At 53.2% G+C, this 23,948-nt stretch carries 26 protein-coding genes; 20 read left to right on the top strand and 6 right to left on the bottom strand.

The window, feature by feature from the left end; all coding sequences use genetic code 11:
* The 4 genes from mngB to ABS784_RS15040 all read left to right on the top strand — a co-directional run bounded on the left by mngB (position 1) and on the right by ABS784_RS15040 (position 6,188).
* The gene (mngB, locus tag ABS784_RS15055; protein WP_069304160.1) at positions 1-2,622 is read left to right on the top strand and encodes a mannosylglycerate hydrolase; all 2,622 of its coding nucleotides are present in this window, start codon (positions 1-3) and stop codon (positions 2,620-2,622) included.
* A gap of 467 nt (positions 2,623-3,089) precedes the next feature.
* Positions 3,090-3,824, top strand: a complete 735-nt coding sequence (locus ABS784_RS15050) for a CAP domain-containing protein (RefSeq protein WP_352513034.1) — start codon at positions 3,090-3,092, stop codon at positions 3,822-3,824.
* A 214-nt stretch (positions 3,825-4,038) separates the two neighbouring features.
* The gene (locus tag ABS784_RS15045) at positions 4,039-5,304 is read left to right on the top strand and encodes an MDR family MFS transporter (protein ID WP_011230939.1); all 1,266 of its coding nucleotides are present in this window, start codon (positions 4,039-4,041) and stop codon (positions 5,302-5,304) included.
* Between the two features lie 134 nt (positions 5,305-5,438).
* Positions 5,439-6,188, top strand: coding sequence for a zinc ribbon domain-containing protein (locus ABS784_RS15040; protein ID WP_062898577.1), 750 nt, complete (start codon positions 5,439-5,441; stop codon positions 6,186-6,188).
* On the opposite strand, the gene ABS784_RS15035 is transcribed toward ABS784_RS15040, so the two are convergent.
* Entirely contained in the window at positions 6,178-6,840 is a 663-nt protein-coding gene (locus tag ABS784_RS15035; protein ID WP_014195621.1) for an SIMPL domain-containing protein, read from the bottom strand. The genes ABS784_RS15040 and ABS784_RS15035 overlap by 11 nt on opposite strands.
* A 20-nt stretch (positions 6,841-6,860) precedes the next feature.
* Positions 6,861-6,989, bottom strand: a complete 129-nt coding sequence (locus ABS784_RS15030; RefSeq protein WP_013145587.1) for a hypothetical protein — start codon at positions 6,987-6,989, stop codon at positions 6,861-6,863.
* A gap of 159 nt (positions 6,990-7,148) precedes the next feature.
* On the opposite strand from ABS784_RS15030, the gene ABS784_RS15025 reads away from it, so the two are divergent.
* A complete protein-coding gene (locus ABS784_RS15025; RefSeq protein ID WP_014195622.1) occupies positions 7,149-7,793 on the top strand; it encodes a 5-bromo-4-chloroindolyl phosphate hydrolysis family protein in 645 nt (214 codons plus the stop codon).
* 2 nt (positions 7,794-7,795) lie between these two features.
* A complete protein-coding gene (locus tag ABS784_RS15020; protein ID WP_014195623.1) occupies positions 7,796-8,986 on the top strand; it encodes a toxic anion resistance protein in 1,191 nt (396 codons plus the stop codon).
* A 338-nt stretch (positions 8,987-9,324) separates the two neighbouring features.
* Here the strand turns inward: ABS784_RS15020 and ABS784_RS15015 are convergent, their stop codons facing one another.
* Both ABS784_RS15015 and ABS784_RS15010 read right to left on the bottom strand, forming a co-directional pair.
* Positions 9,325-9,837 (bottom strand): YndM family protein, encoded by a 513-nt coding sequence (locus ABS784_RS15015; protein ID WP_013145584.1) that lies wholly within the window; start codon positions 9,835-9,837, stop codon positions 9,325-9,327.
* 15 nt (positions 9,838-9,852) lie between these two features.
* Complete coding sequence (locus ABS784_RS15010) at positions 9,853-9,981, bottom strand: hypothetical protein (RefSeq protein ID WP_014195625.1); 129 nt, start codon at positions 9,979-9,981, stop codon at positions 9,853-9,855.
* Positions 9,982-10,135: 154 nt separating this feature from the next.
* On the opposite strand from ABS784_RS15010, the gene ABS784_RS15005 reads away from it, so the two are divergent.
* The 5 genes from ABS784_RS15005 (at position 10,136) to ABS784_RS14985 (ending at position 14,153) form a co-directional block, all read left to right on the top strand.
* Entirely contained in the window at positions 10,136-10,324 is a 189-nt protein-coding gene (locus tag ABS784_RS15005) for a YozQ family protein (RefSeq protein ID WP_014195626.1), read from the top strand.
* 153 nt (positions 10,325-10,477) lie between these two features.
* Positions 10,478-10,885 carry a VWA-like domain-containing protein gene (locus ABS784_RS15000; RefSeq protein WP_014195627.1) on the top strand — a complete coding sequence of 136 codons (408 nt, stop codon included), beginning with the start codon at positions 10,478-10,480 and terminating at the stop codon, positions 10,883-10,885.
* A gap of 175 nt (positions 10,886-11,060) precedes the next feature.
* Entirely contained in the window at positions 11,061-12,362 is a 1,302-nt protein-coding gene (locus tag ABS784_RS14995; protein ID WP_014195628.1) for an ammonium transporter, read from the top strand.
* Between the two features lie 17 nt (positions 12,363-12,379).
* Positions 12,380-13,432 carry a DUF294 nucleotidyltransferase-like domain-containing protein gene (locus ABS784_RS14990; RefSeq protein ID WP_011230949.1) on the top strand — a complete coding sequence of 351 codons (1,053 nt, stop codon included), beginning with the start codon at positions 12,380-12,382 and terminating at the stop codon, positions 13,430-13,432.
* Complete coding sequence (locus tag ABS784_RS14985) at positions 13,425-14,153, top strand: 3'-5' exonuclease (RefSeq protein WP_014195630.1); 729 nt, start codon at positions 13,425-13,427, stop codon at positions 14,151-14,153. Before ABS784_RS14990 ends, ABS784_RS14985 begins: the two co-directional genes overlap by 8 nt.
* 163 nt (positions 14,154-14,316) lie before the next feature.
* On the opposite strand, the gene ABS784_RS14980 is transcribed toward ABS784_RS14985, so the two are convergent.
* Together ABS784_RS14980 and ABS784_RS14975 are read right to left on the bottom strand one after the other, a co-directional pair.
* Complete coding sequence (locus ABS784_RS14980; RefSeq protein ID WP_014195631.1) at positions 14,317-14,808, bottom strand: PCYCGC motif-containing (lipo)protein; 492 nt, start codon at positions 14,806-14,808, stop codon at positions 14,317-14,319.
* Between the two features lie 417 nt (positions 14,809-15,225).
* Complete coding sequence (locus ABS784_RS14975) at positions 15,226-16,194, bottom strand: ABC transporter substrate-binding protein (RefSeq protein ID WP_011230953.1); 969 nt, start codon at positions 16,192-16,194, stop codon at positions 15,226-15,228.
* A 200-nt stretch (positions 16,195-16,394) separates the two neighbouring features.
* Here ABS784_RS14975 and ABS784_RS14970 point away from each other — a divergent pair, with 200 nt between their 5' ends.
* The 9 genes from ABS784_RS14970 (at position 16,395) to ABS784_RS14930 (ending at position 23,817) form a co-directional block, all read left to right on the top strand.
* Positions 16,395-17,396 carry a FecCD family ABC transporter permease gene (locus ABS784_RS14970; RefSeq protein ID WP_352513028.1) on the top strand — a complete coding sequence of 334 codons (1,002 nt, stop codon included), beginning with the start codon at positions 16,395-16,397 and terminating at the stop codon, positions 17,394-17,396.
* Complete coding sequence (locus ABS784_RS14965) at positions 17,393-18,445, top strand: FecCD family ABC transporter permease (RefSeq protein ID WP_014195636.1); 1,053 nt, start codon at positions 17,393-17,395, stop codon at positions 18,443-18,445. The genes ABS784_RS14970 and ABS784_RS14965 overlap by 4 nt, the downstream gene beginning before the upstream one ends.
* Positions 18,446-18,457: 12 nt before the next feature.
* Positions 18,458-19,270, top strand: a complete 813-nt coding sequence (locus tag ABS784_RS14960) for an ABC transporter ATP-binding protein (protein ID WP_011230957.1) — start codon at positions 18,458-18,460, stop codon at positions 19,268-19,270.
* Positions 19,270-20,007: an IucA/IucC family C-terminal-domain containing protein gene (locus tag ABS784_RS14955; RefSeq protein WP_014195638.1), complete on the top strand. Its 738-nt coding sequence runs from the start codon at positions 19,270-19,272 to the stop codon at positions 20,005-20,007. Before ABS784_RS14960 ends, ABS784_RS14955 begins: the two co-directional genes overlap by 1 nt.
* 134 nt (positions 20,008-20,141) lie before the next feature.
* Entirely contained in the window at positions 20,142-22,121 is a 1,980-nt protein-coding gene (locus ABS784_RS14950) for a putative bifunctional diguanylate cyclase/phosphodiesterase (protein WP_025039196.1), read from the top strand.
* A 77-nt stretch (positions 22,122-22,198) separates the two neighbouring features.
* Positions 22,199-22,501, top strand: coding sequence for a DUF5634 family protein (locus tag ABS784_RS14945; RefSeq protein ID WP_013145569.1), 303 nt, complete (start codon positions 22,199-22,201; stop codon positions 22,499-22,501).
* 48 nt (positions 22,502-22,549) lie between these two features.
* Positions 22,550-23,005, top strand: a complete 456-nt coding sequence (locus tag ABS784_RS14940; protein WP_011230961.1) for a GNAT family N-acetyltransferase — start codon at positions 22,550-22,552, stop codon at positions 23,003-23,005.
* The gene (locus ABS784_RS14935) at positions 23,002-23,154 is read left to right on the top strand and encodes a peptidase U61 (protein ID WP_013145567.1); all 153 of its coding nucleotides are present in this window, start codon (positions 23,002-23,004) and stop codon (positions 23,152-23,154) included. Before ABS784_RS14940 ends, ABS784_RS14935 begins: the two co-directional genes overlap by 4 nt.
* Before the next feature lie 36 nt (positions 23,155-23,190).
* Complete coding sequence (locus tag ABS784_RS14930) at positions 23,191-23,817, top strand: histidine phosphatase family protein (protein ID WP_031212871.1); 627 nt, start codon at positions 23,191-23,193, stop codon at positions 23,815-23,817.
* Positions 23,818-23,948: the final 131 nt, after the last annotated feature.

The following is a 23,948-nucleotide window of genomic DNA, read 5'->3' as shown; positions in this document are numbered from 1 at the left end:
TTGAAGCGGTATGTTCATATCGTTCCCCATGTGCATTGGGACCGCGAGTGGTATTTTTCGGCAGAGGAATCACGCATTTTGTTAGTGAATGATATGGAAGAAATATTGGAAATGTTAGAGACGAATTCTGATTACCCGCACTTTGTTCTTGACGGACAAACGGTCGTATTGGAAGACTATTTGGCCGTCAAACCGGAGCAAAAAGAGCGCATTCGCCGCCTTGTCCAAGAAGGAAAGCTCATCATCGGCCCGTGGTATACGCAGACGGATGAAATGGTCGTCGGCGGCGAGTCGATTGTCCGCAACTTGCTCTATGGGCTGAAAGACTCCCGGGAGTTCGGGGAGCCGATGAAAATCGGCTATCTCCCCGACTCGTTCGGGCAATCGGCGCAACTGCCGCAAATTTTAAACGGCTTTGGCATCAAGCGGGCCATTTTTTGGCGCGGCGTGTCGGAACGGCATGGCACAGACAAGACGGAATTTTATTGGGCGAGCGATGACGGTTCGAAAGTGCTCGTCCAACTGTTTCCGCTCGGCTATGCGATCGGCAAATATCTTCCGACTGATGAAGCAAAACTCAAGGAGCGGATGGACAAATACTTTTCCGTTTTGGACCGTGGGGCGACGACCGATCATATTCTCATTCCAAACGGCCATGACCAAATGCCGATTCAAAAAAATATTTTTGAAGTGATGGATCAATTGAAAACATTGTATCCGGAGCGCTCTTTTTTCCTAAGCCGCTATGAGCATGTATTTGAAGAGTTGGAAAAGGCGGAAAACCTGCCTGTTCTTCGCGGCGAGTTTTTGGACGGCAAATATATGCGCGTCCACCGCAGCATTTACTCGACGCGCATGGACATTAAAGCGGCGAACGCCCGCATTGAAAACAAAGTGACGAACGTGCTTGAGCCGCTCGCCGCGATGGCGTCAACGCTTGGGTTTCCGTACGAGCATCGGCTGATGGAGCTTATTTGGAGAGAAATGCTGAAAAATCACGCCCATGACAGCATCGGCTGTTGCTGCTCCGACACCGTCCACCGCGACATTTTGGGGCGCTTTGCGCTCGCTGAGGAGCGAACCGACCGCCTTATTTCCTTTTATATGCGCAAAATCGCCGATGCGATGCCGTCGGATCGGTCGGTCGACAAGCTGGTCGTGTACAATACGCTTCCATATGAGCGCAATGAGCCGATCGAAGCGGAAATCACGACGAAGTGGAAAGCGTTCCGTCTCGTCGATGAGTGCGGGGAACCGGTAGAGTTTGAAGTGGTGGATGAAACGACTGTCGACCCAGGCTTGATCGACCGGCAAATCGTCCATTACGGCAACTACGATCCGTTTATTCGCTGTACGATCCATTTCCGCGACCGCATTCCAGCGATGGGGTATAAGGCGTATTTGGTGCAAGAGGCGGAACAGATGAACAAACAGGCACCAACGCCTGTTGATCAAATGGATACGCCGTTTTATACCATCACCGTCAATGAGAATGGGACGATCAATGTATATGACAAACAGCTGAAGCGGACATTCCGAGAGGTGCTTTTACTTGAGGACGTGGGTGATGACGGTGATGAATATGACTTTTCCCCGCTGCCGGGCGATGAACCGATTTTTAATAAGGAAGTAAAGGCGACCTATTCCTTGCGGCAAAATGACTATTTTGCTTATGCTGATATCGCCTACCGGTTGCCGTTGCCGGCGGATCTTGACAGCCGGAAAGCGAAGCGGCGCGACAGCTTTATGGATGTTTCCATTCATCTCACCGTGCCGATGACCGAGCCGAGGATTGATGTTCGGGTGCGCATCAACAACGCAGCGAAAGATCACCGCGTCCGCATGCACGTGCCGACTGGCATTGCTTCTTCCCATTCGGTCGCGGACAACCAGTTTGGCGTCATCCGGCGGCCGGTCGTCGACCCGGCGATCGACGTGTGGGAGCAGGAAGGATGGGATGAGCGGCCGGATGCGATTTACCCGATGCTTACGTATGTGGGGTTGTCGAATGAAACGGGCGGCGTGGCGGTCTTAACGAACAGCACGAGAGAATACGAGATTGTCGGAAAACAGCGCGATACGATCGCGGTGACGCTTTTGCGCAGCGTCGGCTATCTCGGCAAAGAGGAGCTTGTGCGCCGGCCCGGGCGGCCGTCCGGCATTAAAATAGCGACGCCGGATTCGCAAATGCTCGGTGTGAGCGAGTTGCACTTCGCGTTGACGACGCATCGCGGAACGACGGAAGAAGCAAATGTCGCCAAACGGGCGAAACAGTTTTTGACGCCGTTGTATACGTACAACAAACTGCCGTACGATGCGATGAAAATGAACCCAGTTTCGTTCTCCGTGCCGTATGAATACAGCTTGTTTTCGCAGCTTGGCGGCGAAGCGGTATTGAGCACGGTGAAGCAAAGCGAAGATGGCCGCGGCATCATCCTCCGCTTTTACAATTCAACGCCAACGATAACGACGGCGGCGTTCCAATGGAACAAGCCGTTTTCGGGCGTTTTTCGCGCGAATCTCAACGAGGAGCCGCTTGACTCGCTCGCGGCGGACGAATGCGGGACGTTTGCCGTCGAGGTGAAGCCGAATGAAGTGCAAACGGTGCTCGTTGTCGACTAGGAACGAAAAAGATCATGACAGAAGCTGGGGCTGATCGCCACCAGCTTCTTTTTTAAAACAAGAATGTGAATATCTCCCCTGTTTTGCAACACAGCTGTAACAATTGTTAAACGAAATGGTCCAAAAAAGAGGCTGTCAACTCCCTTTTTCCTAGAAAAATGTGGGTGGCTAGAATAATAGAGGGGAAAAAGGAAGGGCAGTTAGTGAAAGGATGCCGCTTCCAATCGTTGCAACTGCCGTGATGGGCAGCCAACTGGCAATGAAAACAAGCGCTTGTTTTTCCGGGTGTTGCCAGCCTGCGTTTTTTTCCATTTTAGCCCAAAAATATTACAAAAAACCCGTGTTATAATGAGGGCGAAGGCAAGGGAACAACGAAACCGTTCCTCTTCAAATCTCATCGTGTAGGCATGACTGACGGACGCAATATCTCTGAAACTTTCAAATAGAGGATACAAGGAGGAATTCCGATGAAGAAAAAAATGGTAGCAACAATCGCAGCTTCGGTCGCACTCGCCGGCGCTTCGTTCGCGGCAACGAAAACGGAAGCAGCTGGGACGACGTGTCCGACAGCGAATGCGTATCAAGTAAAATATGTCAGCACAAACGTTCAAGATTTTGAGAAATGGCTGCAACAATACTTCCCGTTCGTGTCGTTCCAACCCGTAAAACCGGCAACACAACAACCGGCGGCAAAACAGCCAACGACAAAACCGCAAGCGCCGGCAACGGTCAAACAGCCAGCGACGAAACCGGCTGCGAATACGCCAGCACCGGCGAAAACGCCAGCGACGGCCCCAACAGTAGCACCGCAAAAAGCAACTGGCTTAAACGCCTATGAGCAACAAGTCGTTGAACTGACGAATAAAGAGCGGGCAAAATACGGCTTGCCGCCGCTTCAAGTTGACTTGGCCCTCAGCAAAGTCGCACGCGAAAAATCGCGCGATATGGCCGTGAACCACTACTTCTCGCACAACAGCCCGACGTACGGTTCTCCATTTGAGATGATGAAAAAATTCGGCATCTCGTACACGGCTGCCGGGGAAAACATCGCCAAAGGCCAACGCACACCACAGGAAGTCGTCAATGCGTGGATGAACAGTGAAGGCCACCGCGCGAACATTTTGAACAAAAACTTTACGCACATCGGCGTTGGTTTTGAAGAAAATGGATATATTTGGACGCAGCAATTCATCCGCAAGTAAGAGACAAAAGAAATGCAAGTCGAGGGTGTCCCAAAAGGATCGGGACACTTTTTTTATGTATATAGGCATGAAACAATATGTTGTGTTTGGTTTAAGGAAAAACACCCTTTTGGGTCAGCCCTTTTTTATTTGAAAAATATTTCTCCGATCCCCTATAAAAATATGATATAATTTCCAAAGAAATTCGAAAGACGAAAGATTAGGGGGACAGCGGATGCGAATACGCGATTGGGACCGCAACCTAAAAGTGCGCCTGTTTGGCGAGGCGCTCATGAATACGACCTTTTGGATGTTTTTTCCGTTTATATCGATTTATTTTGCCGATGCCTTTGGCAAAGAGACAGCGGGGTTGTTGTTGATTGTTTCGCAGTTGTTCTCGGTCATCACCAATTTAATGGGCGGCTATTGTGCTGATGTATTCGGACGCAAGCGGATGATGGTGTTATCCGCCTACGGACAGGGGGCGGCGTTTTTCGTTTTCGCCTTGGCCAGCTCCCCGTGGTGGTCGTCGCCGTTTGTTGGATTTCTTAGTTTTACGCTGGCTGGCATTTGCGGGTCATTTTATTGGCCGGCGAGCCAGGCGATGGTGTCCGATGTGGTTCCGGAGAAAGACCGGAGCGATGTGTTTGCTGTGTTTTACACATCCATCAATATTTCTGTTGTCATCGGCCCGACAATTGGCGGTCTTTTTTATGCTGAGCATCGGTTTGCCTTATTGCTTTTGGCGGCATGTTCATGTTTTGCGATGGCAACACTGCTCTCCAAAACGTTGCGTGAGACGGCGCCTCTAGCCGCAGCCGGCCAACAAAGGAGAGGGACATGGCAGTCTTTTTTGCGCACGCAGTTCAAGCAGTATGCCATCATTGTACGCGACCGTGTCTTTTTCCTGTTTATCGTTGCTGGAGTGTTGGTGGCACAAACGTTTACACAGCTTGACTTGCTGATCCCGGTATATACAAAAGAAACGGTCGAAGCCGAAACATTGGCAGGATGGACGATTGACGGCGCGAGCGCCTTTAGTTGGCTCATTGCCGAAAACGGTCTGTTGGTCGCACTATGCACGGTGGCTGTGACGCGTTGGATGTCTCGCTACTCGGAGCGGCAGGCGTTTGTCGGTTCATCCGTCTTATACGGCATCTCGATGTGGCTGTTTAGTCAAACGTCTTCGCTGCTCGGATTGATCGCGGTCATGGCGCTGTTTACGCTGGCTGAGTTGATGACAGCTGGCTTGCAGCAGTCGTTCATTTCCCGCTTGGCTCCGGAGGCGATGCGCGGCCAATATTTTGCCGCCGCCAGTCTCCGTTTTACGATTGGGCGGATGTTGGCGCCGCTGTCGCTCGCCGCGGCGGAATGGATCGGCTATGCATGGACGTTTGTTGTCCTTGGGATGCTGGCGCTAGGAAGCGCGGCCTTATACGCCTGGATGTTTCAACAAGTCGGGCGGCGAATGGAGCGACCGAACGCTTCGTTTTCGCGATAATGGGCGGTGCAAACGGCTATCCGTTTTTCGCTCAGGCGGGTATAATAAAAAGCGCACCGTTGTTCGTGTAACATATATTCCCTGTCTCTGACATAAAGTGGAACTAGACAGCGAGAAGGAGAGGGGAAGCGCTCATGAAACCGCGCGTGTTCGAACCGGATGCCATTGAGGGGGAAACGGGAAGCCGCGGCGGTCAGAACGGCGCCGCGGCGTTGGCGCGCAGCGAAAAGAGGCAGCAGGCGCGCGTTTTGTCTCGGGAAAAGAGGAGAAAAAAGCAATACCGTCTCATCGGCTGGCTGCTTGTCGCCATCGTCGTTCTGTGGGGGGCGAGCACGCTTCTTTGGAGCGGGTATGGGGCGTTGAAGACGGCCGCGAGCCGAGAAATGGCCATTATGCGTTTAAAAGATGCGATCGAAGACCGCGATGTGGCCGCTTTGCAGGCGATGCTGCGGGTGACGGAGGAAAGCGTGCCGATCAACGAGAAAACGTTGGCGCCGTTGTTCGTGTATGTGGAACGGCACCCAGAAGCGTATAAACAGCTAGATCGGGAGTTTGCCCGCCAGCGCAAGAGCGGCCACGTGTATATTAAAGGATTGACATCTTACCCGCCGGTGTTTACGATTCATGTGTTTGAGGACCGGTATGTGTTTGAGCCAGCCCTCTATTTTCTCCATGTGCGCGTCGATGATCCGGAGGCGTCGCTTGTCGTCAATGGGGTGAAAACGGAAGAGGAGGCGACGAAAGACCCATTTGTCAAAAAAATCGGCCCGTATTTGCCGGGCGCGTACGCTGTGACCATCGTCCATTCGAACGGGAAAAAGAAAACCACCCGCGTCGAGCTGTTTGGCGGCGCTCGTGTCCATGAAGTCGACATCACGAAATGAACGAATAAGCAAATACCGCTTCCACGACGGCGGTAATGACAACATCTTGCGTCTGCACAGGCGGCGCTGATGAGGGAACGCTGAGAACAGCCGGACCGTATGGCGTCGGCCGGATCGATGACTGTTCTTTCAGTTCAATCGGCGTGTCATAAAGAGGCAAGCTGAGAGCGCGGGCGATGGCCAGCGCTTTTTCTTTGGCGTTTTTCACGGCCAACGCCAATGCCTGCTGGTAATAGGCTTGTTCGTTTGCTAGACGGAATTCCAAGCCGCGGGCGAGGTTTGCTCCATGGGCAACGGCCGCCTCGTAAATGGCGCCGGCTTTTTTAGGGTCGCGGACGGTGATTTCAAGCCAATGTTCGACTCCATAGCTGGATAATACGTCGGCTCCATTGTGATGTTCGTATTGGGGATAGATGGAAAACGCCGTCGTCTCCAAATCTTCTGTTTGCACGCCAAGCGCCTTGAGTGCTCCAATGACTGCGTCGGTGCGTTTCGCGTTGTCAGCAAGCGCTTCTTGAATATGGACGTGTTCGGTGCGCACCCCGAGCGCAATGAGGACGGTGTCTGGCTTGGCGATGACTGTCCCTTGGCCGGTGACGGTCAGTGCGGCGCGGGAGGCGGTTGGCGGTGTGGGGCGGTGCCAAGGCTGCATCGTGTTCCCTCCTTCTGCTGTTAGGCAGTTTTTTTGTCATCATCCGCCGCCTGCCAATAGTAGACGCGCGGCAGTCCGGCATAGCACCAATATTCTTTCAACAGCGAGATCGCGACAAAGGAGACAAGCTGCCAATTGATCGCTTTCATCCCGATTCCCCTTTCGATGGCCCTGTTACTATAGCCTATTCGAAACGGCCATTGTCCTATGCGCGCCGTCCAGTTGGCGATGAAACTTCTTTGGGCGCTTGTACGTATCATGGAATGGACATGCTATAATGAAAGAAAAGATAAAGAAGGAGAGGGACAATGAAGCAGCTGCTTCGTACGATATGGCGTTGGTTTGTCTCATGGAACGCAGGGGTCATCGTCGCGGTGATCGTATTCATCACTGCTGATTTTCGCTTTTGGCCTTCGATTTTATCCGGAATGGGGGCGATGTGGGGGGTGTCCGCCATCATGAAAAGGCGGCATCATCGCCTGCCGGCTGATGTGTCCGCTGAGGAGCTTGTCTACGTTCGCAGCCAGCTTGGCGAAGCGCGCGCGTTATGGAAGCGGCTGCGTCGCGCTCGCTATCGGCTTCGTTCTGTGGTGATGTGGCAAACGGTTTCCCGGTTGAGTGCCATCGTCGATCGAATCATTCGCGCCATCGAGCAACAACCACATCAACTGCGCCTCGCCCAGCCATTTTTCTTAAACGAATGGCCGACGGCGGTGGAGATGGTGGAGAAATACGTTTATTTGGCGCAGCAGCCGGTGCAAAGCGCCGATATGGCAAAAGCGTTGCAGGAGACGGAAAGAGTGCTTGACGAGCTGACTTCAGCGGCTGAACGGCAGTTGCTTGAGGTGTTATCGAACGACATCTGGTCGCTGCAAACGGAAGCGAAATGGCTCGAGCGATCGCTCCGACAATCGGATGGGCTTCGTCTGCCGCTGTCAAAGAAAGGAGAATGACGATGGACGAACGGAATCACGGGATGGAATCGACGGATTGGCTGCAAGGGCTGGAACGGACAAGTTCCCTTGATGAGCTGCTTGCAAAGCCGTTTTCTTCGCCGGCCGAATCGCGGCTCAAGGAGGAAGAAAAGCCGGCGCGCGCGCTTGATGCGTTGAAGCCTGAGCATCGGGAAAAAGCGCTTGCGCTCGCCAAACAAATCGACCCGGCCAACCATCAGGCCGTCTTGCAATACGGTGTGGCGGCGCAAGCCGAGCTGTCGAAGTTTTCTCATGCGATTTTGCATCATGTGCAAACGAAAGACGCTGGGCCGGTCGGCGAAGTGATCAGCGAACTGATGGCCAAAATTAAGGAGGTCAACCCCGATGACCTAATGCCGGCGAAAAAAGGGTGGCTGTCCCGCTTGTTCGGCGCAGTGGCCAAGCCGCTGCAAGAGATGGTGGCGAAATACCAAAAAATCGGCGTTGAAATTGACAAAATCGCTGATCGGCTTGAGAAGCACCGGCATTTGTTGCTTCGCGACATCATGATGCTTGAGACGCTCTATGAAAAAAACAAAGACTATTTTGAAGCGCTCAATATTTATATTGCGGCAGCGGAATACAAACTCGAAGAGCTGCGGACGAAGACGATTCCAGAAAAGCAAGCGGAAGCGGAGCGCTCCGGCGACCAAATGGCATGGCAGGATGTACAGGATTTGCGGCAGTTTGCCGAGCGGCTTGAGAAGCGGGTGCATGACCTAAAGCTCAGCCGGCAAGTGACGATTCAAACGGCACCGCAAATCCGCATGATTCAGCATATGAACGAAACGCTTGTCGAGCGGATTCAATCGTCGATTTTGCATGCCATCCCCCTTTGGAAAAATCAAGTCGTGATTGCCTTGACGCTGTTTCGGCAGCAAAGGGCGGCTGCGGCGCAAAAGCAGGTCGCCGAAACGACGAATGAGCTGTTATTGCGCAATTCGGAGATGTTAAAAACAAACAGCATCGAAATCGCCAAGGAAAACGAGCGTGGCTTGGTTGATATCGAAACGTTGAAGCGAACACAAGAAAATTTGATCGCTACGCTCGAAGAAACGTTGAAAATCCAAGCGGAAGGCCGCTTAAAACGGCAGCAGGCCGAACGCGAGCTGGCGGCGATGGAAGCGGAATTGAAACAGACGCTGCTTGCGCTGAAGCGACCGGAGCAATAAGGGCGGATAGGAGATCGTCCTGTTTCGGCTTGCGGCCAAACGTCCGATGGATCCGCCCATGGCTGTAGAAGAAAGCGCCGAAAAACCAAAGATCCTCATGCGAAACGGGTGTCTAGCGAACGAGAAGACACCCGTTTTTTCGTTCGCCATCTGTGTTATGATTTCCCAATTGAAGCTCCCCCACTTCCCTTTTGTACAGGGCGCAACCCAAAACGAAGTGGAGATGCAGCCATTGAATGTTCCAAACAAAGGTGGAGTCATTCACGTTGAAGCCCTGTTTGGAAGGAAGGAGAAGCGGCTGGCGTCTCAGACTGCAGCCGCCAACATTTGTTCCTCCTTCATAGGATGGGGGGATGGGGAGGCTCTTGATGATGCTGTTCATCCTCTTGTTCCGCTCGTTCACGATCGTTGCCGTCCGGGCGGGCGGCGCGGACATCAAACTCTTCTGCCGCCTCCGTTTGCCATTGGCGGCCGATGAGCGGGGCGTCTTTTTCACCGTGCTCGACAGTGACAAATCGCAGCACATAGGCGTGAAACAGCAATTCTCCGAACGCTGTAAGCAGAGCAGAGAAAAACGCCGCGTTTAATATGGCGGCGCCGGCGATGTCATAAAACGCGCCGATGCCGATCCATACCGCCACAAACACAAGTCCAAAGTCGGCAATCGTCGCTGAGACGTTGCCAAGGCGCCGCAGAACGTACAAGTCGCCGAGCGCATAGGCGACAAGCGTCAGCCAAAGGCTGAACCATAAAATCTCTGCCGATGAAATGCGCAAAAACAGCGGTAAAATGGCAAACATCACCGTGGCGGTCAGCAAATATTTCAGCACTAACGCAAGCAAATGTCTCATTGGGATTCGCCGCCTTTATTCTGCTGGATGGTTTGGACCTTCTAGTTTTTTATCGCCGCATCCCGGCTGTTTTTCCCTGTCTTTGTCCGGTTGCTGCTTTTTTTGTTGCTGTTCAACGCTGTCGTTTCGTGTTGGCTTTCTCATCGGGGCTATCATCCTCTCTTGATCGTTGTTTATTCGTTAGTTTGCCACGTTTGCCTTTCTATATGCATTCATCATCCATAAACTTCCTCTGTTCATTTTTCGCTCTTGTTTTCACACTAATCACGAAACAGCATTCATGTAGGAGGAATGGTGGATGACGAAAAAGAAACGGCCCGTTGCGATTGCGGGGCAGCAATACGATCCGGCAGATGGCGGGGACGAGTCGTTTGTGTATGAGGCGCTCTCTGAGACGCGCGAACAGGTAAGCGATGTGTATGCAGAAGGAACGATTGAGGCGGCAGTGAATCAAGAAAATGGTTCGAACATCCCCCTTTCGCAGTAGTAAGAAACGTCAAGGAGCTGTTCCTTGGCGTTTTGGTTTATGTTTGTGAAACGGGAGGGGAAAAAGGAAAGAAAAACAGTTCGTACTTTCCCCCATCGTCGTCTATACTAGTAGTGCGCACGGCGATTCACCGATATAAGGGGGATGATCATCGTGAGATGGCAGCGGGCTTTATTGGCGTTGCTCAAAGAGCGGAAAGACCATTCCATCGCGTTGGCGATCGACACATCAAACCGTCCGGAGCGGCCAATGCTCATTCAAAACATTGTGAAGCTGTTTGAAAAGCTGCGTCCGGATACGCTGCTCGTCCAAGCGGATTTTAAAATTCGCGATGTCTCTCCGGTTGGCGTGGCGACGATTAAATATTTCAAGCACGGGAAATCGTCGTACACCGAAGTGTTGGAATGGGCCGCTGCGCAAAAAATCGATACGTTGTTTTACATTACCGATGTAACCGGCTATTTTTATGAAGAACTCGAAGTCGACTATGAAGTGTTTTGGCTTGTGCCGGACGATTATATGCCGCGCGTGCCGTTTGGCAAGCCCATTCGTGTGGCGTAACACTGTGAGGAATGCCCCTCGTGATGAGGGGCATTCTTTTTTTGTTAAGAAATTTAACAAACTTTTTGTGTTTGAAACCGATTGCAACCAAAAACACGCGTTGCTTTTGGTTGGTTTATGTTATATATTATGACATATAAAAGGGATGATAAATGACAAAAGGGGGATGCGTAAAATGGATGAAAAAACGTTGACGCTTGGGCTGGATGCACTCTGGGTCATGCTTTCGGCGGTGCTCGTCATCGGCATGCAGGCAGGGTTTGCTTTGCTTGAGGCCGGATCAACGCGCATGAAAAACTCCGGGCATGTGGCTGGCAAACAAATTTTAAGCTTTGCCATCGCCTCATTGGCGTTTTGGGCGTTCGGCTTTGCGATTACGTTTGGGGCTGGGAATAGCTTCATCGGGACGGAAGGATGGTTTTTAAAAGAAGGAAAAGGAACGTTTGACTCGTTGTCGTGGGCGAATGTGCCGCTCGAGCTCAAATTTTTATTCCAGCTCGGCTTTGCCGGCGTGTCGCTGGCCATCGCTTGGGGCGGCTTCGCTGAGCGGGCGAAACTGTCTGTTTATTTTCTTTTCGGCACGATTTTTACGATCGCCATTTACCCGGTGATCGGCCATTGGGTGTGGGGCGGCGGCTGGCTTGGAAAAATGGGAATGCAAGATTTCGCCGGTTCGACCGTTGTTCACTTGCAAGGAGCGATTGCGGCACTCGTGGCTACAATTTTGCTTGGGCCGCGCATCGGCAAGTTCAATAAAGATAAGACTCCAAACGTCATTCCTGGGCATAACCAAGTATATACGGTCATTGGCGGATTGATTTTATGGATCGGCTGGTTCGGCTTTAACGCTGGCAGCACGATGGCGGTTGGCGACGGATTTTTCGGCTATGTCGCGCTGACGACGAATTTGGCCGCCGCGGCGGGAGCGATCGCCGCGATTGTGACGGCGAAAATTTTGGTCGGCAAAGCGGACATTCCAGCGATGGTCAACGGCGTGCTCGCGGCTTTGGTTGCCATTACCGCCGCGTGCGCGTTCGTCGAACCGTGGGCGGCGGTTGTGATCGGTGCAGTGGCGGGGTCGTTTACGTTCTGGACATCCATCTACTTTGAACGCAAAGGGATTGACGATCCGATTTATGCTTTTTCCGTCCATGGTGTCGCTGGCATTATTGGCACGATTTCAACCGGGTTTTTCGCCTCGCCGCGTTTAGTCGAGATCACGGGCATCGGGAAGGCTGGACTGTTTTACGGCGGCGGATTTGATCAGCTGATTGTGCAAACGGTCGGGGTGCTCGGCGCTGCGGTGTATGTCGCTGCTGTTTCGTTTGTCATCTTATATGCCCTGAAGAAAACGATCGGGCTGCGTGTCACGGCGGAACAAGAAATTTCAGGTCTTGATATTAGCGAGCACGGTTCTTATGGCTATCCGGAACAGCTCGATCCGACGTATCAGCCCAAGACCCTCGCCCAGCAGTAGCCAGGAGGGGAAAGGTGATGGAATCGTTGGCGGCAAAGGTGGTCGAGCGGCTAAACCGAGCCGAGTCGGCCGCCGAACTTCGTTTTTGCCACGATGAACTGGCGCGCGAACTGCGGCGCTGTCTAGCACCTGAACAAATGAAGCAGCTTGCAGGCGACGTCGTTTGTGTGCATGAAGCCATCCTTCGCCGCGCGTTCTTCCTTGCGGAGCGGGAGACGATGAAACGGTCGGTCGGCATTCGTCCCCCGGCGTGGTGCTGGTATGTGATGGGAAGCATCGGCCGGTGTGAGCCGACGATTTGGACGGACCAGGACCACGGCATTTTATTCAACTGTCCTGAGGAAGAGGAGGCGGCTTGTTATGAATTCATTCGCCATATGGCGGCGGTTGGGGTGGACATGTTGCATGAGGCCGGCTATCCGTACTGCTCCGGTTACGTGATGGCGACGAACAAGCGGTGGGCGCAGTCGGTCCGCGGTTGGGAGCAACAACTTTCTTCCTATTTAGACAGCGGGTGGCCGAACGACATTCGTTTTTTGTTGATTGCAATGGATATGCGGCCTCTTTATGGGGAAGCAGAATTGGCTGAGAAGGCAAGAAAGGCGCTGTTTGCGGCGGTGGCCAAACGGCCGCCGCTGTTGGCGCGCATGGGCGAGCACGTTCAATTTCCTCCGGTTCCGCTCGGTTGGCTGGGCAACGTGCAAACGGAGCGATGGGGGCCGTACAGCGGGGCCGTTCATATGAAACAAAGCGGCTACGTGCAACTCACTAACGCTCTGAAATGGTTGGCCTGTTTTGCGCACGTCCCGACGGCGGGCACAGCCGAGCGGCGGCGGGCGCTTGAAGCGAATGGCGTATTGACGGCGCCGCTTTCCGACGCCGTTTGCGAGGCGCTTTCTGTTTACTATTCGATTCGCCTTAAGTACAGCACTGAGGCGGGGGACGGACGTGAATATGTGTTATGGCGGGCGCTTGAGCGGACGGAACAAAAGCAGCTGAAACAAGCGATGCGCACCGCAAAACGGTTGCAGCGCTTTGTCGCCCGGCGGGTGGCTAACATTCATGCATGAGCGGCACCGGTTTTGGCAACGGGCGCTCCGCTTGTTGTCGCTCGGCGTTCCGCGCGAGGCATCATCCGCCTTATTTGGGCATGACCATTCGCTGCAACAGGAAACATGGCTTCGCTCGCTGCAAAAGGAAAAACAGCACATCATCGATTGGCATGACCGTTTGACTGACATCCCGTTTGTCATCATCGATATGGAAACGACCGGCTTTTCCCCGGAGCAAGGCGATGAAATTTTGGCCATGGCGGCAGCGAAAACGGTTGGAGGAGTCGTGACGGATGCGTACATGACGCTCGTCAAGCCGGAAAAGCCGATTCCGGAACATATTTCCGCCTTGACCGGGATTGAGGCGAAGGATGTGGTGTTCGCTCCGCCGCTTGCCGAGGCGCTGCGCACGTTTGTGCCGTTTATTGCCGCCGGCGTCTTAATTGGCTATCATATCGGCCATGATTTGGCGTTTTTGCGCCATGCCCTTTGGCGCCATTATCGGCAAAAATGGAGCGGACGTTTTGTCGACTTGCAGCCGATGATGACGCTGATCGGCCATTCGTGCCCGACGTTTGACGATGCGTTAGCTTGTTATGGCATCCGTTGCCCGCGCCGCCATACGGCGGATGGCGACGTCGAAGCGATGGCGAAGCTATGGGCGATCTTGCTTGATGAATTCCGCCAGCGCGGCATCGAAACATTGCATGACTTGTACGCCGCGCTCAGCCGGTGTTGATGTTGCCTGTGCGAAGCCTTTGTGAACTCTCCTTGAGAGGAGCGAAATCCAGTTTCAGCAGCCTTGTTTCTGTTGATCGAAAAGCAGTGGGCGCTCGGTGGGGCAAACGGGGGACTGGCTGCAATGAAAAAAGCGCCGGATTTGGCGCTTTTTTTCGTTCGTATTAGAGCGGCTTTGTCGGCGTCGGTTCGGCGTAGCCTTCTTTATATTTTTCATCGATCATATGCCGAATGTCTTTGATCGATTTCCCTTGATCGTAAGCGGCGATCGATTCAGCGGCGATGTCGAGGCAGACGCCGCATTTGGTCGCATGATCATCCCAGACGACCGAGCCGTCTTTTTTATTTTCATAGACAAAGCAGTCATAATTGTTCTTATGGCCAGCTGATTGCCCGCAGCCGCAATAGCAAGGGATATTCTCAAGCAGCTCGCGGTGTTCAGCAGCCTGTTGGTACAAGGCAGCCATCTCTTCTTCAAACGCGCTCAAAAAGCTTGGCAAATGCTCGATCGATTTTGTCGTCTCCCGAATATCGCCGGTGGCGGTTTTCGTCATCTGCGAGTGGCTTTGTTCCTGAACGCCGTCATCGGTGCAGCTTGAGAGCAGAACGCTGAATGACAATACACATGCGGTGATGAAGGTAGAGCGTTTCACCATCTTTCTTCCTTTCCGTGCGAGGTTTGCATTTTGAATGTACCATACCGATGGATAAGCAGCAACTATATAGATGCAACAAAGAAGTTTAACATATCCTTGACAGAAAAGTGGTTTGCCCATTTTCGACTGTCGAAGGCAAGCGTGTGGCTTGCCTCCGTCACGCCTTAGCGTGACGGAAGACCGAACAACGACTCGCTTCACAGACCCATTCATGGGTCTGGAAGCGGCGTTGTTCGGTCACTCGACAGTCGGATGCAATGACCGGCAAAGACGAAAAATGTTAAAGCTTTAAATTGCATCTATATATTTTTGCCCTTGGGAAATGAAGTTAGCGTCGAGACGAGCCACAGGGCAGGAATGATGGAAGAGGAAAAAGGCAGAAGCAGCTGACCGCTTCTGCCTTTCGTTAGCGGGCGATTATTGCCTTTGCAAGAAATATTTCTCAATATCATCCAACATCAAATGAGCCGCGAGCACACCGCCAGCCGTGTTCCAAATCGTGTCGCTCACTTTGTATACTTTTCCTTGTTTAGCGACATTTAAGTTTTGAAAGAGCGGGTCGTTGATCCATTCTTTTTCAAGTTCGCTCGCTTTGCCGTCCCCCGTCTCATATGTAAAGTAGAACAGGATGTCGCCATCCATTGCTGGAATGCGTTCTCTCGTCACGCCGGTTTCCGCAAAGTCGTTTACGTTTTGCGATTCCGGGCGGGCGAAGCCAAGTTGATCCAAAATGACGCCGGAGAACGAGTCTTTATGGTAAATGCGCACGTCGCCAGCCATAAAGCGGACGATGGATACTTTCATCTTCAGCTTGTCACCGAGTTTTGCTTTTAAGTCTTCAATGCGTTTGTCATATTCTGCAATGACTTGTTTCCCTTTTGCCTCTTGGTTTACGGCTTTCGCATAGAGCATAAAGTTGTCTTTCCAGTTGCCGCGCAGCGTTTCTGAGAACACGGTCGGGGCGATTTGTTTCAACTGTTCATAAATTTTTTCATGACGCAGTTTGTTGCCGATAATCAAATCTGGTTTCAAGGCGGCGATCGCTTCGACGTTCGGCTCTGATTCCAAACCGAGCTCTTTGACGCCGTCCATTTTGTCTTTAATATGGTCGTACCACGGATCGCCCGTCCACGATTTGACGGCGCCGACCGGCTTTATGCCTAGCGCCAGCAACGCTTCTGTTCCTTCGTTTGTCAATACAACAACCCGTTTGGGCGTGCCTTTGATTTCGGCCGTGCCCATGGCGTGTTCGACTGCGTAGCTTGCTTCTTTCGATTGATTGCTGTCCTTCGGTTTGGCCGTTTCTTCCTGTTTTCCGCCGCAGCCGGCAAGAAGCAGGAGGGAAAGGATGAAGGCGGAAAGAAGGGTGAGATGTCGTGATTTCACTAGCCAATCCCCCTTTGTATTTGATAATGAATTTCATTTCCGTGTTATATAGTAATAAAAGTGAGAATCATTGTCAACTATAAAATGAAAAAATGATAAAAAAATCATAAGAAAACGTGAAAAAACATTGACGATGAGAGTCATTATCAAATAGACTTGACGATAGAGATATAGAAAATGAAGCAAGGGAGATCTCAGAGATGCTGGTGACAAACCGTCAAAAAATGGTTGGCCTCATCGGTTTGCTGATTGTGCTGCTTGCCGCCATGTGGATGAGCATCGTTTGCGGATATACCGATACGAGTTGGCGGCAGGCGGTGGCGGCTCTCATCGACAATGATGGATCGAATGCCCATTTAGTCGTGGCGACGGTTCGGCTGCCGCGAGCGTTGATTGCGGCTGCCGTTGGCGCCAGCTTGGCGATGGCCGGAGCGCTCATGCAAGCGCTGACGCGAAACCCGCTCGCTTCGCCAGGCATTTTCGGCATTAACGCCGGGGCCGGTTTTTTGATTGTTGTGATGGTCACCTTTTTTTCCATTTCTTCATTGCAAATGTTGTCTTGGGTCGCATTTATGGGGGCGGCGATGGCGGCGTTGATCGTGTTTGTGATCAGCGCCGCGGGGAAAGACGGGCTGACGCCGCTCAAAATGACGCTTGCCGGCACGGCGGTCGCGGCTTTATTTGCCTCGCTGACGCAAGGGATGCTGGCGATGAATGAAAAAGCGCTTGAAGAAGTGCTCTTTTGGCTGGCCGGGTCGGTCGCCGGCCGGAAGCTCGAGCTGTTGGCAGCCGTCTTTCCGTATTTGGCCGCCGCCTGGCTTGGGTCCATGCTGCTGGCGCGCCATGTCAACATCTTAATGATGGGAGACGATGTAGCGAAAGGGCTCGGGCAGCGGACAACCTTCATTAAAGCGGCCGCCGCTCTCTTAGTTGTCCTGCTCGCCGGCGGTTCGGTCGCTGTTGCCGGTCCGATCGGCTTTATCAGCATCATGGTGCCGCATATGGCGCGGGCGCTGGCCGGCGTCGACCACCGCTGGCTGCTTCCATACTGCGCCTTGCTTGGCGGGATTTTGCTTCTTATGGCCGATATTGGGGCGCGCTACGTTCTGATGCCGCGCGAAGTGCCGGTCGGCATCGTCACCGCCTTGCTCGGCGTTCCATTTTTCATCTACATTGCCCGCAGGGGGATCGCCGCAAAATGAAAAAATACATCACGGTCCGAATGGGAAAACACATCTCGTTTTTCTATGACAAAAAAGCTGTTGCGGTGCTCGCCGCGCTCATAGCAGCGGCCGTCTTACTTTTCCTGATCAGCATTGGCAGCGGCGAAATGCGCATGTCCCCGCTTGAGGCCGCTGCCGCGCTGTTCGGATACGGAGAGGAAATTCATCAGACGGTGATTGTGACGTTCCGCCTGCCGCGTGTGCTTGTCGCTTGGTTGGCCGGAATGGCGCTGGCTGCCGCGGGTGCCATTTTGCAAGGAATGGTGCGCAATCCGCTCGCTTCGCCGGATGTGCTCGGCATCACCGGCGGAGCGGCGGCCGCGGTCGTTGGCTTTTTGGCGCTGTTTAGCGATGAAAACAACTCTTTGACCGTCAGCATCCACTGGCTGCCGCTTGCCGCCTTTCTCGGCGCAGCGGCCGCTGCTTGGCTCGTGTATATGCTGGCGTGGAAAAACGGCCTCGCCCCGCTTCGGCTCGTGCTTGTCGGCATCGGCGTTTCTGCGCTCATGCAGGCGTTGACGACACTGTTGATGATCACAGGACCCATCTATCGGGCGAGCCAGGCAAACGTGTGGATTACGGGCAGTGTGTATGGAGCTTCTTGGCAGCACGTTTCGCTCATGGCGCCATGGGTCATCGGACTGCTCCTTGTGGCGATATTGGCCGCGCGGCATGTCAATGTGCAGGAGCTGGGCGATGAGCTGGCGATTGGGCTTGGCGGCGCGGTCGAACGGCAACGGCTAGGACTTGTTTTGCTTAGCACCGCGCTCACCGGCGGCGCGGTCGCTTTCGCCGGCGGCATCGGCTTTGTCGGGCTGATGGCGCCGCATATGGCGCGCCGCCTTGTCGGTTCGGCGTTTGGCGCTCTTCTTCCGACCGCTGCGCTGTTAGGCGGTGTGTTCGTCATGGGGGCGGATTTGGCTGGGCGGCTGCTTTTGGCGCCGACGGAAATTCCGGCTGGAGTGTTTACCGCGGCGATTGGAGCACCGTATTTCATTTATTTATTGTACCGAAGTCGGAAATTATAAGGAGGGATGCGCATGCATGGGTTGCAGGCGAAAGAGTTGACGCTATCCTATGGCGAGGCGATCGTTATTGACCGTTTAGACTTGACGATTCCAAAAGGAAAAATCACGGTGTTCATCGGCGCGAACGGCTGCGGCAAGTCGACGTTGCTGCGCGCCTTGGCCCGGCTGCTAAAACCAACAAGCGGCGCTGTGCTGCTGGATGGAAAAGAAATCGCCAAACAGCCGACAAAAGAAATCGCCCGCCGGCTCGCCATTTTGCCGCAGTCGCCTATGGCTCCGGAAGGACTGACCGTGTTGCAACTTGTGAAGCAAGGGCGCTACCCGTATCAAACGTGGTTCAAGCAATGGAGTGACGAAGATGAGCGGGCGGTTGTGCGGGCCCTAGAGGCAACTGGACTCGCCGAATTCGCCGAGCGGCCGGTCGATTCGCTTTCCGGCGGACAGCGCCAACGCGCATGGATCGCCATGACATTAGCGCAAGAAACAGACATCATTTTGCTTGACGAGCCGACGACGTATTTGGATCTCGCGCATCAAATTGACATTTTAGATTTATTGTTTGAGCTGAATGAAAAAGAACGGCGGACGATCGTCATGGTGCTTCACGATTTGAATTTAGCGTGCCGTTACGCCCATCATCTCGTCGCCATTCGCGATAAAACGGTGTATGCCGAAGGAAAGCCGGAAGACGTCATTTCCCGCCAGCTCGTGAAAGATGTGTTCCAAATGGATTGCCAAATCACGTACGATCCGATCTTTGGCACCCCGCTTTGCATTCCGTATGGGAAAGGACGGCGAATTTTACAGAAAGAAGGCGTATCGTGATGAGACTGCGTGAAGACGAAATGAAAACGTTGGAAACGTACCGTTTTTCAAGCGGGGCGGCTGATGTCTCGTCGTCGATGTTGTTTGCTTGGCTGCTTCATGACGACGGGCAGCTCGCGAAGTATGTCGCGCACGTCCGCACCGAGATGGGAGCGGCAAATGACGCCGTTGCGGCGTCGATGCTCGTCAAACGATTAAGCTTTTTGGCACCGATGGCGCTATACGCCATGTCGGTATGGAACAAGCGGCTTGTGCTCGATCCTGGACGAATTTGGCTTGACACGGACGGCGAAGGGGAGATGTGGATGCCGCGGTTTCGCTTTGAGCCGCCGGAAGCGGAGGCGTGCGGCATTGAGCGCAGCCGCTGGCGCGAGCAAGTCGTTCGCGACGTGTTCGCCGGCTTGTTCGCTCCGCTCATCGCTCGGTTGCGGCGTCTGACGCGCATATCGCCGCTCGTCTTATGGGAAAATGTCGCGATTTACGTGTATTGGGTATATGAACGTTGGCTTGAGGATGAGTCGCTTGCCCCGGTCGCCGACCGGCTGCGCGATGATTTCCGCTTCCTTATTCATGAAGCCGACGGCCGCCTGTTTGGACAAAAAGACAACCCACTTCGCCGCTTTTTTAAAGGAGCAAGCGGCATGCAGCGGACGACGTGCTGCCTGTACGTGCACACAAAAGGAGGGACGTGCTGCCAAACGTGTCCCACTCGCGCCCGCCAGCGGCAAACCGGGTGACCGGAAGGCCACCGGTGGGCAGTTCCATATTTTTGACAAAATGTTTGCGAAATTTGTTGATTTTTGCCGTGATTTTCGTGAAAATGGAAGTGTGGACATCGCTTATTTTGGTGAAACGGCGAGGTAGCAATTGCATGGACAAATATACGGCCTTTTTCCATCACTTCACAGAAGCAGTGGTCATCTTGAATTTGCAAGGCGTGATCATTTACAACAATCCGGCTTTTGCCGGCTTGGCGCTGAGTGAAGAAGAACAGAGGACGCTGTCCGTCGAAGGACGGGCGTTGGTTGAACGGGTGAAACAGCGCCCGGCTGCCTTTCGCTGGGAGTTGCTTGACGGCTTATTGGTTGCAGGCGTGTCGCCGATCATCGGTGAAAACGGACAGACGGCCGCCGTCTTATGCGTTCTTCGCCGCCAAGCGGAGGAGAGCGGCCTGCAAGCGCGGCTTGCCGAAGCGGAACGGCGTCTGCAGCTGATTGTTGAGCATTCGAACGATTACGTGTTGATTTTTTCTCCCAATCGTGAGTTGTCATACATTCCGCCGTCATGGAAGCGAAAAACAAACAAGCGCCTTCCAGTGTCATACGAAGAGGTGCTGACATTTGTCCACCCTGATGACGCCCCGGTCGTGGCACAAAAATTGGCTGAGCTGTACGATACATACGAGACGCAATCCGCCGAATTTCGCAAGCAAGGCGAGAAAGGCGAATGGGTTTGGATGGAGGCGCAAGGGAAGGCGATCATCGATGAAGCGGGGACGCTCGATTGCGTCATTGTGACCGTGAAAAACATCAGCGAGCGGAAGCGGTACGAAGAAAAGCTGCGCCAACTTGCCTATTTCGATTCGCTCACGGGCATCGCCAACCGCAGCTATTTCGAGCGGCATATTCATGAGCTGATCGCGAGTCAGACGCCGTTTGCTCTTTGTTATTTGGATTTTGACAAATTCAAATGGATCAACGATCATTTTTCCCATCAAGCCGGCGATTACTTTTTGCGCGAGGCGGTCAAGCGCGTCGAGCGGGCGTTGCGTCCCGGCGACTTTTTTGCCCGCATCGGCGGTGATGAGTTTGTTCTCTTGCTGCCGAACATAACGAAAACAGAGATGACCGCCTTGGCGGAACAGCTTGTCAGTTCGTTTCACGAGCCGTTTTATTACGAAAAACAGCTGATTCAATCAACATTGTCGATCGGCATCGCTTTTTTCCCGAAAGACAGCGATCGGATCGAGCAAGTGATGAAATATGCCGATCAAGCGTTGTACGAAGTGAAAGAGCGGGGGCGGAACGGCTATGCCTTTTACCGGCCGACCGAGCATCGGCATGCGGTGATCGAGCAAGATTTGCCGTTTGCCATTATGCGCGGGCAGTTGTATTTATGCTATCAGCCGAAAGTGCAACTTGCTAAAGGAAAGGCGATGGGGGTTGAGGCGCTTTTGCGCTGGCGTCATCCGTCGCTCGGTGAAATTCCGCCGCTCGATTTCATTCCGTTGGCGGAGGAAAGCGGGTTTATTTTTGAAATTACATTATGGGTGTTGGAACAGGCGTCCCGTCAAGTGAAAGAGTGGGAAAGAAAATTTCCGGGCCTCAAGCTCGCAGTCAACTTGTCGCCGTTTTTGCTCAATCGTCCGGAGCTCATCGAGCATGTGAAGCGCATTTTGCGGGAGACGGGGCTTTCGCCCGATCGGCTCATTTTGGAAGTGACCGAAAGCGGACTGATGGAAAACATCGAAACAGGGCAGCACATTTTAACCGAATTGCAACGTCTCGGTGTGCAGGCGGCGATCGATGACTTTGGAACCGGTTTTTCATCATTGGCTTACATCCGCAATTTGCCAGTGTCGCTGTTGAAAATCGACCGCAGTTTCATTGAAGGCATTGCGGAAAACTCGAAAGATGCCACGATTGTTGATACGATCATTCATTTAGCAAAAAGCCTGGATATTGAAGTATTGGCCGAAGGGGTGGAGAGTGAATCGCAAGTGGCGCTTCTTTCGCAAATGCATTGCGACTATGCACAAGGGTTTTACTTCAGCCGCTCGCTCGAAGCGGAAAAGTTGCAGCAATGGCTTGAGGAGTACAACCGCACGGCTTGCAATGGGCCTTCGTCATAAGTCGGTCATTTCCACTCATGAGTTTCCTCGGCTTGCCGCAAACTACACTTGATGACTAGGCAAGAGGAGGAAAAACCATGGAATTTGCGCCAAGAAGCGTTGTGATCGAGGAGTTCATCGACACGCTCGAGCCGATGATGGAAGCCTATGGACTCGACCAAGTCGGCATTTTTGAAGAGCATGGTGAAGGCAATCGCTATTATGTCGGCTATACGATCAACAAAGACGATGAGATGATCACCATTCACATGCCGTTTGTAAAAAACGAACGCGGTGAACTGGCGCTTGAGAAGCAGGAATGGACCGTTCGAAAAGACGGTCGGGAGAAAAAAGGCTTTCATTCGCTGCAAGAGGCGATGGAGGAAGTGATTCATTCATGATAAGCGGCCGGGCTCGGCCGCTTTTTCGCCATCGAAAGGGAGAGGAGCATGATTGCGGAACTTCACATAGCAGACGACGAAACGGCCGTTAAGGTGCTGCACCTACAGCGGCGCGCGTATACGATCGAGGCGCAGATCATCGGCAGCACGGCGCTCCCGCCGCTTCACGATACGATCGCTTCTCTGCAACGATGCGGCGAGCGCTTTTTCGGCTATTTTCAAGGGGAACGACTCGTTGGGGCGATCGCTTGCAAGCGGAATGGGAAGACGCTTCGCCTTTGCCGGCTGATGGTCGATCCGGATTGTTTCCGCCAAGGGATCGCCAGCGCGTTGCTCGACTTTGTCATCAAGCAAGAGCCGTCGATAAGCGAGATCGTCGTGACGACCGGAAGCGGCAACGCGCCGGCCATTCGCTTTTACGAACGCCATGGGTTTCGTGCCATCGAGCGCATCGAAACGCCGGAAAGAATCGAGTTAACGAAACTCGTGAAACGAAGCGGATGACACGCGGGTACGAGTTTCCGGTTGTGTATGATGCCGATTTTGGCCATACAGATCCAATGGCAGTGTTGCCAAAAGGCATTCAAGCAGAGATGAAAACGGACAAAAGCGGATCTGTTGCGTTTCGCTTGCCTGAGCGGGCGGTTGAATGAGAGGTAGATTAATAGAGAGGAGACATGAGGGAAGACATGGCGACAACCTTGTATTTGACCAGACATGGGGAAACGAAGTGGAACGTCGAAAGGCGGATGCAAGGCTGGCAAGACTCGCCGCTCACGGAAAAAGGGCGGCAAGACGCCATGCGGCTTGGAAAGCGGCTTGAAGCGGTGGAATTGGCCGCGATTTACACAAGCACAAGCGGCCGGGCGCTTGAGACGGCGGAGATTGTCCGCGGCGGGCGGCTCATTCCGATCTATCAAGACGAGCGGCTGCGCGAGATTCATCTTGGCGATTGGGAAGGAAAGACGCATGACGAGATTCGGCAAATGGATCCGATCGCGTTCGACCATTTTTGGAACGCGCCCCATCTGTACGCTCCACAGCGAGGCGAGCGGTTTTGTGACGTGCAGCAGCGGGCGCTTGAAGCGGTGCAGAGCATCGTTGATCGGCACGAGGGAGAAACGGTGTTAATCGTCACTCACGGCGTCGTGCTGAAAACGCTCATGGCGGCGTTCAAAGACACGCCGCTTGACCACCTGTGGTCGCCGCCGTATATGTACGGCACGAGTGTGACGATCATTGAAGTTGACGGTGGGACGTTTCACGTGGCCGTTGAAGGAGATGTGTCACATATTGAGGAAGTAAGGGAAGTATAGCGCTGAATAATTGATTAAGACAGGAAGGACGGACGCTTGACCGTTGCCCGTCTTTTTTTCTGTGAAAATCCATAAAACCCGGTCAACTCTGTATATCCTGTGATCAGTTTGGATACACTACAAATGGCCAA

It is taken from the genome of Geobacillus sp. G4, assembly GCF_040327975.1.
In the GTDB taxonomy this organism is placed as follows: domain Bacteria; phylum Bacillota; class Bacilli; order Bacillales; family Anoxybacillaceae; genus Geobacillus; species Geobacillus thermoleovorans.
The sequence above is the reverse complement of the archived record's forward strand: the minus strand, read 5'-3'. Positions and strand labels throughout refer to the sequence as shown.

Excerpts from the sequence above, each read along its gene's own strand:
- ABS784_RS14985 (WP_014195630.1), top strand. The coding sequence starts at position 13,425 with ATGCATGAGCGGCACCGGTTTTGGCAACGGGCGCTCCGCTTGTTGTCG.
- ABS784_RS14940 (WP_011230961.1), top strand. The coding sequence starts at position 22,550 with ATGATTGCGGAACTTCACATAGCAGACGACGAAACGGCCGTTAAGGTG.
- ABS784_RS14970 (WP_352513028.1), top strand. The coding sequence starts at position 16,395 with ATGCTGGTGACAAACCGTCAAAAAATGGTTGGCCTCATCGGTTTGCTG.
- ABS784_RS15030 (WP_013145587.1), bottom strand. The coding sequence starts at position 6,989 with ATGAAAGCGATCAATTGGCAGCTTGTCTCCTTTGTCGCGATCTCGCTG.
- ABS784_RS14950 (WP_025039196.1), top strand. The coding sequence starts at position 20,142 with ATGGACAAATATACGGCCTTTTTCCATCACTTCACAGAAGCAGTGGTC.
- ABS784_RS15015 (WP_013145584.1), bottom strand. The coding sequence starts at position 9,837 with ATGAGACATTTGCTTGCGTTAGTGCTGAAATATTTGCTGACCGCCACG.
- ABS784_RS14955 (WP_014195638.1), top strand. The coding sequence starts at position 19,270 with ATGAGACTGCGTGAAGACGAAATGAAAACGTTGGAAACGTACCGTTTT.
- ABS784_RS14930 (WP_031212871.1), top strand. The coding sequence starts at position 23,191 with ATGGCGACAACCTTGTATTTGACCAGACATGGGGAAACGAAGTGGAAC.
- ABS784_RS14990 (WP_011230949.1), top strand. The coding sequence starts at position 12,380 with ATGGAATCGTTGGCGGCAAAGGTGGTCGAGCGGCTAAACCGAGCCGAG.
- ABS784_RS14945 (WP_013145569.1), top strand. The coding sequence starts at position 22,199 with ATGGAATTTGCGCCAAGAAGCGTTGTGATCGAGGAGTTCATCGACACG.
- ABS784_RS15025 (WP_014195622.1), top strand. The coding sequence starts at position 7,149 with ATGAAGCAGCTGCTTCGTACGATATGGCGTTGGTTTGTCTCATGGAAC.
- ABS784_RS14935 (WP_013145567.1), top strand. The coding sequence starts at position 23,002 with ATGACACGCGGGTACGAGTTTCCGGTTGTGTATGATGCCGATTTTGGC.
- ABS784_RS14960 (WP_011230957.1), top strand. The coding sequence starts at position 18,458 with ATGCATGGGTTGCAGGCGAAAGAGTTGACGCTATCCTATGGCGAGGCG.
- ABS784_RS14965 (WP_014195636.1), top strand. The coding sequence starts at position 17,393 with ATGAAAAAATACATCACGGTCCGAATGGGAAAACACATCTCGTTTTTC.
- ABS784_RS15045 (WP_011230939.1), top strand. The coding sequence starts at position 4,039 with ATGCGAATACGCGATTGGGACCGCAACCTAAAAGTGCGCCTGTTTGGC.
- ABS784_RS15035 (WP_014195621.1), bottom strand. The coding sequence starts at position 6,840 with ATGCAGCCTTGGCACCGCCCCACACCGCCAACCGCCTCCCGCGCCGCA.
- ABS784_RS15040 (WP_062898577.1), top strand. The coding sequence starts at position 5,439 with ATGAAACCGCGCGTGTTCGAACCGGATGCCATTGAGGGGGAAACGGGA.
- ABS784_RS15020 (WP_014195623.1), top strand. The coding sequence starts at position 7,796 with ATGGACGAACGGAATCACGGGATGGAATCGACGGATTGGCTGCAAGGG.
- ABS784_RS15005 (WP_014195626.1), top strand. The coding sequence starts at position 10,136 with ATGACGAAAAAGAAACGGCCCGTTGCGATTGCGGGGCAGCAATACGAT.
- ABS784_RS14995 (WP_014195628.1), top strand. The coding sequence starts at position 11,061 with ATGGATGAAAAAACGTTGACGCTTGGGCTGGATGCACTCTGGGTCATG.
- ABS784_RS15010 (WP_014195625.1), bottom strand. The coding sequence starts at position 9,981 with ATGAGAAAGCCAACACGAAACGACAGCGTTGAACAGCAACAAAAAAAG.
- ABS784_RS15050 (WP_352513034.1), top strand. The coding sequence starts at position 3,090 with ATGAAGAAAAAAATGGTAGCAACAATCGCAGCTTCGGTCGCACTCGCC.
- ABS784_RS14980 (WP_014195631.1), bottom strand. The coding sequence starts at position 14,808 with ATGGTGAAACGCTCTACCTTCATCACCGCATGTGTATTGTCATTCAGC.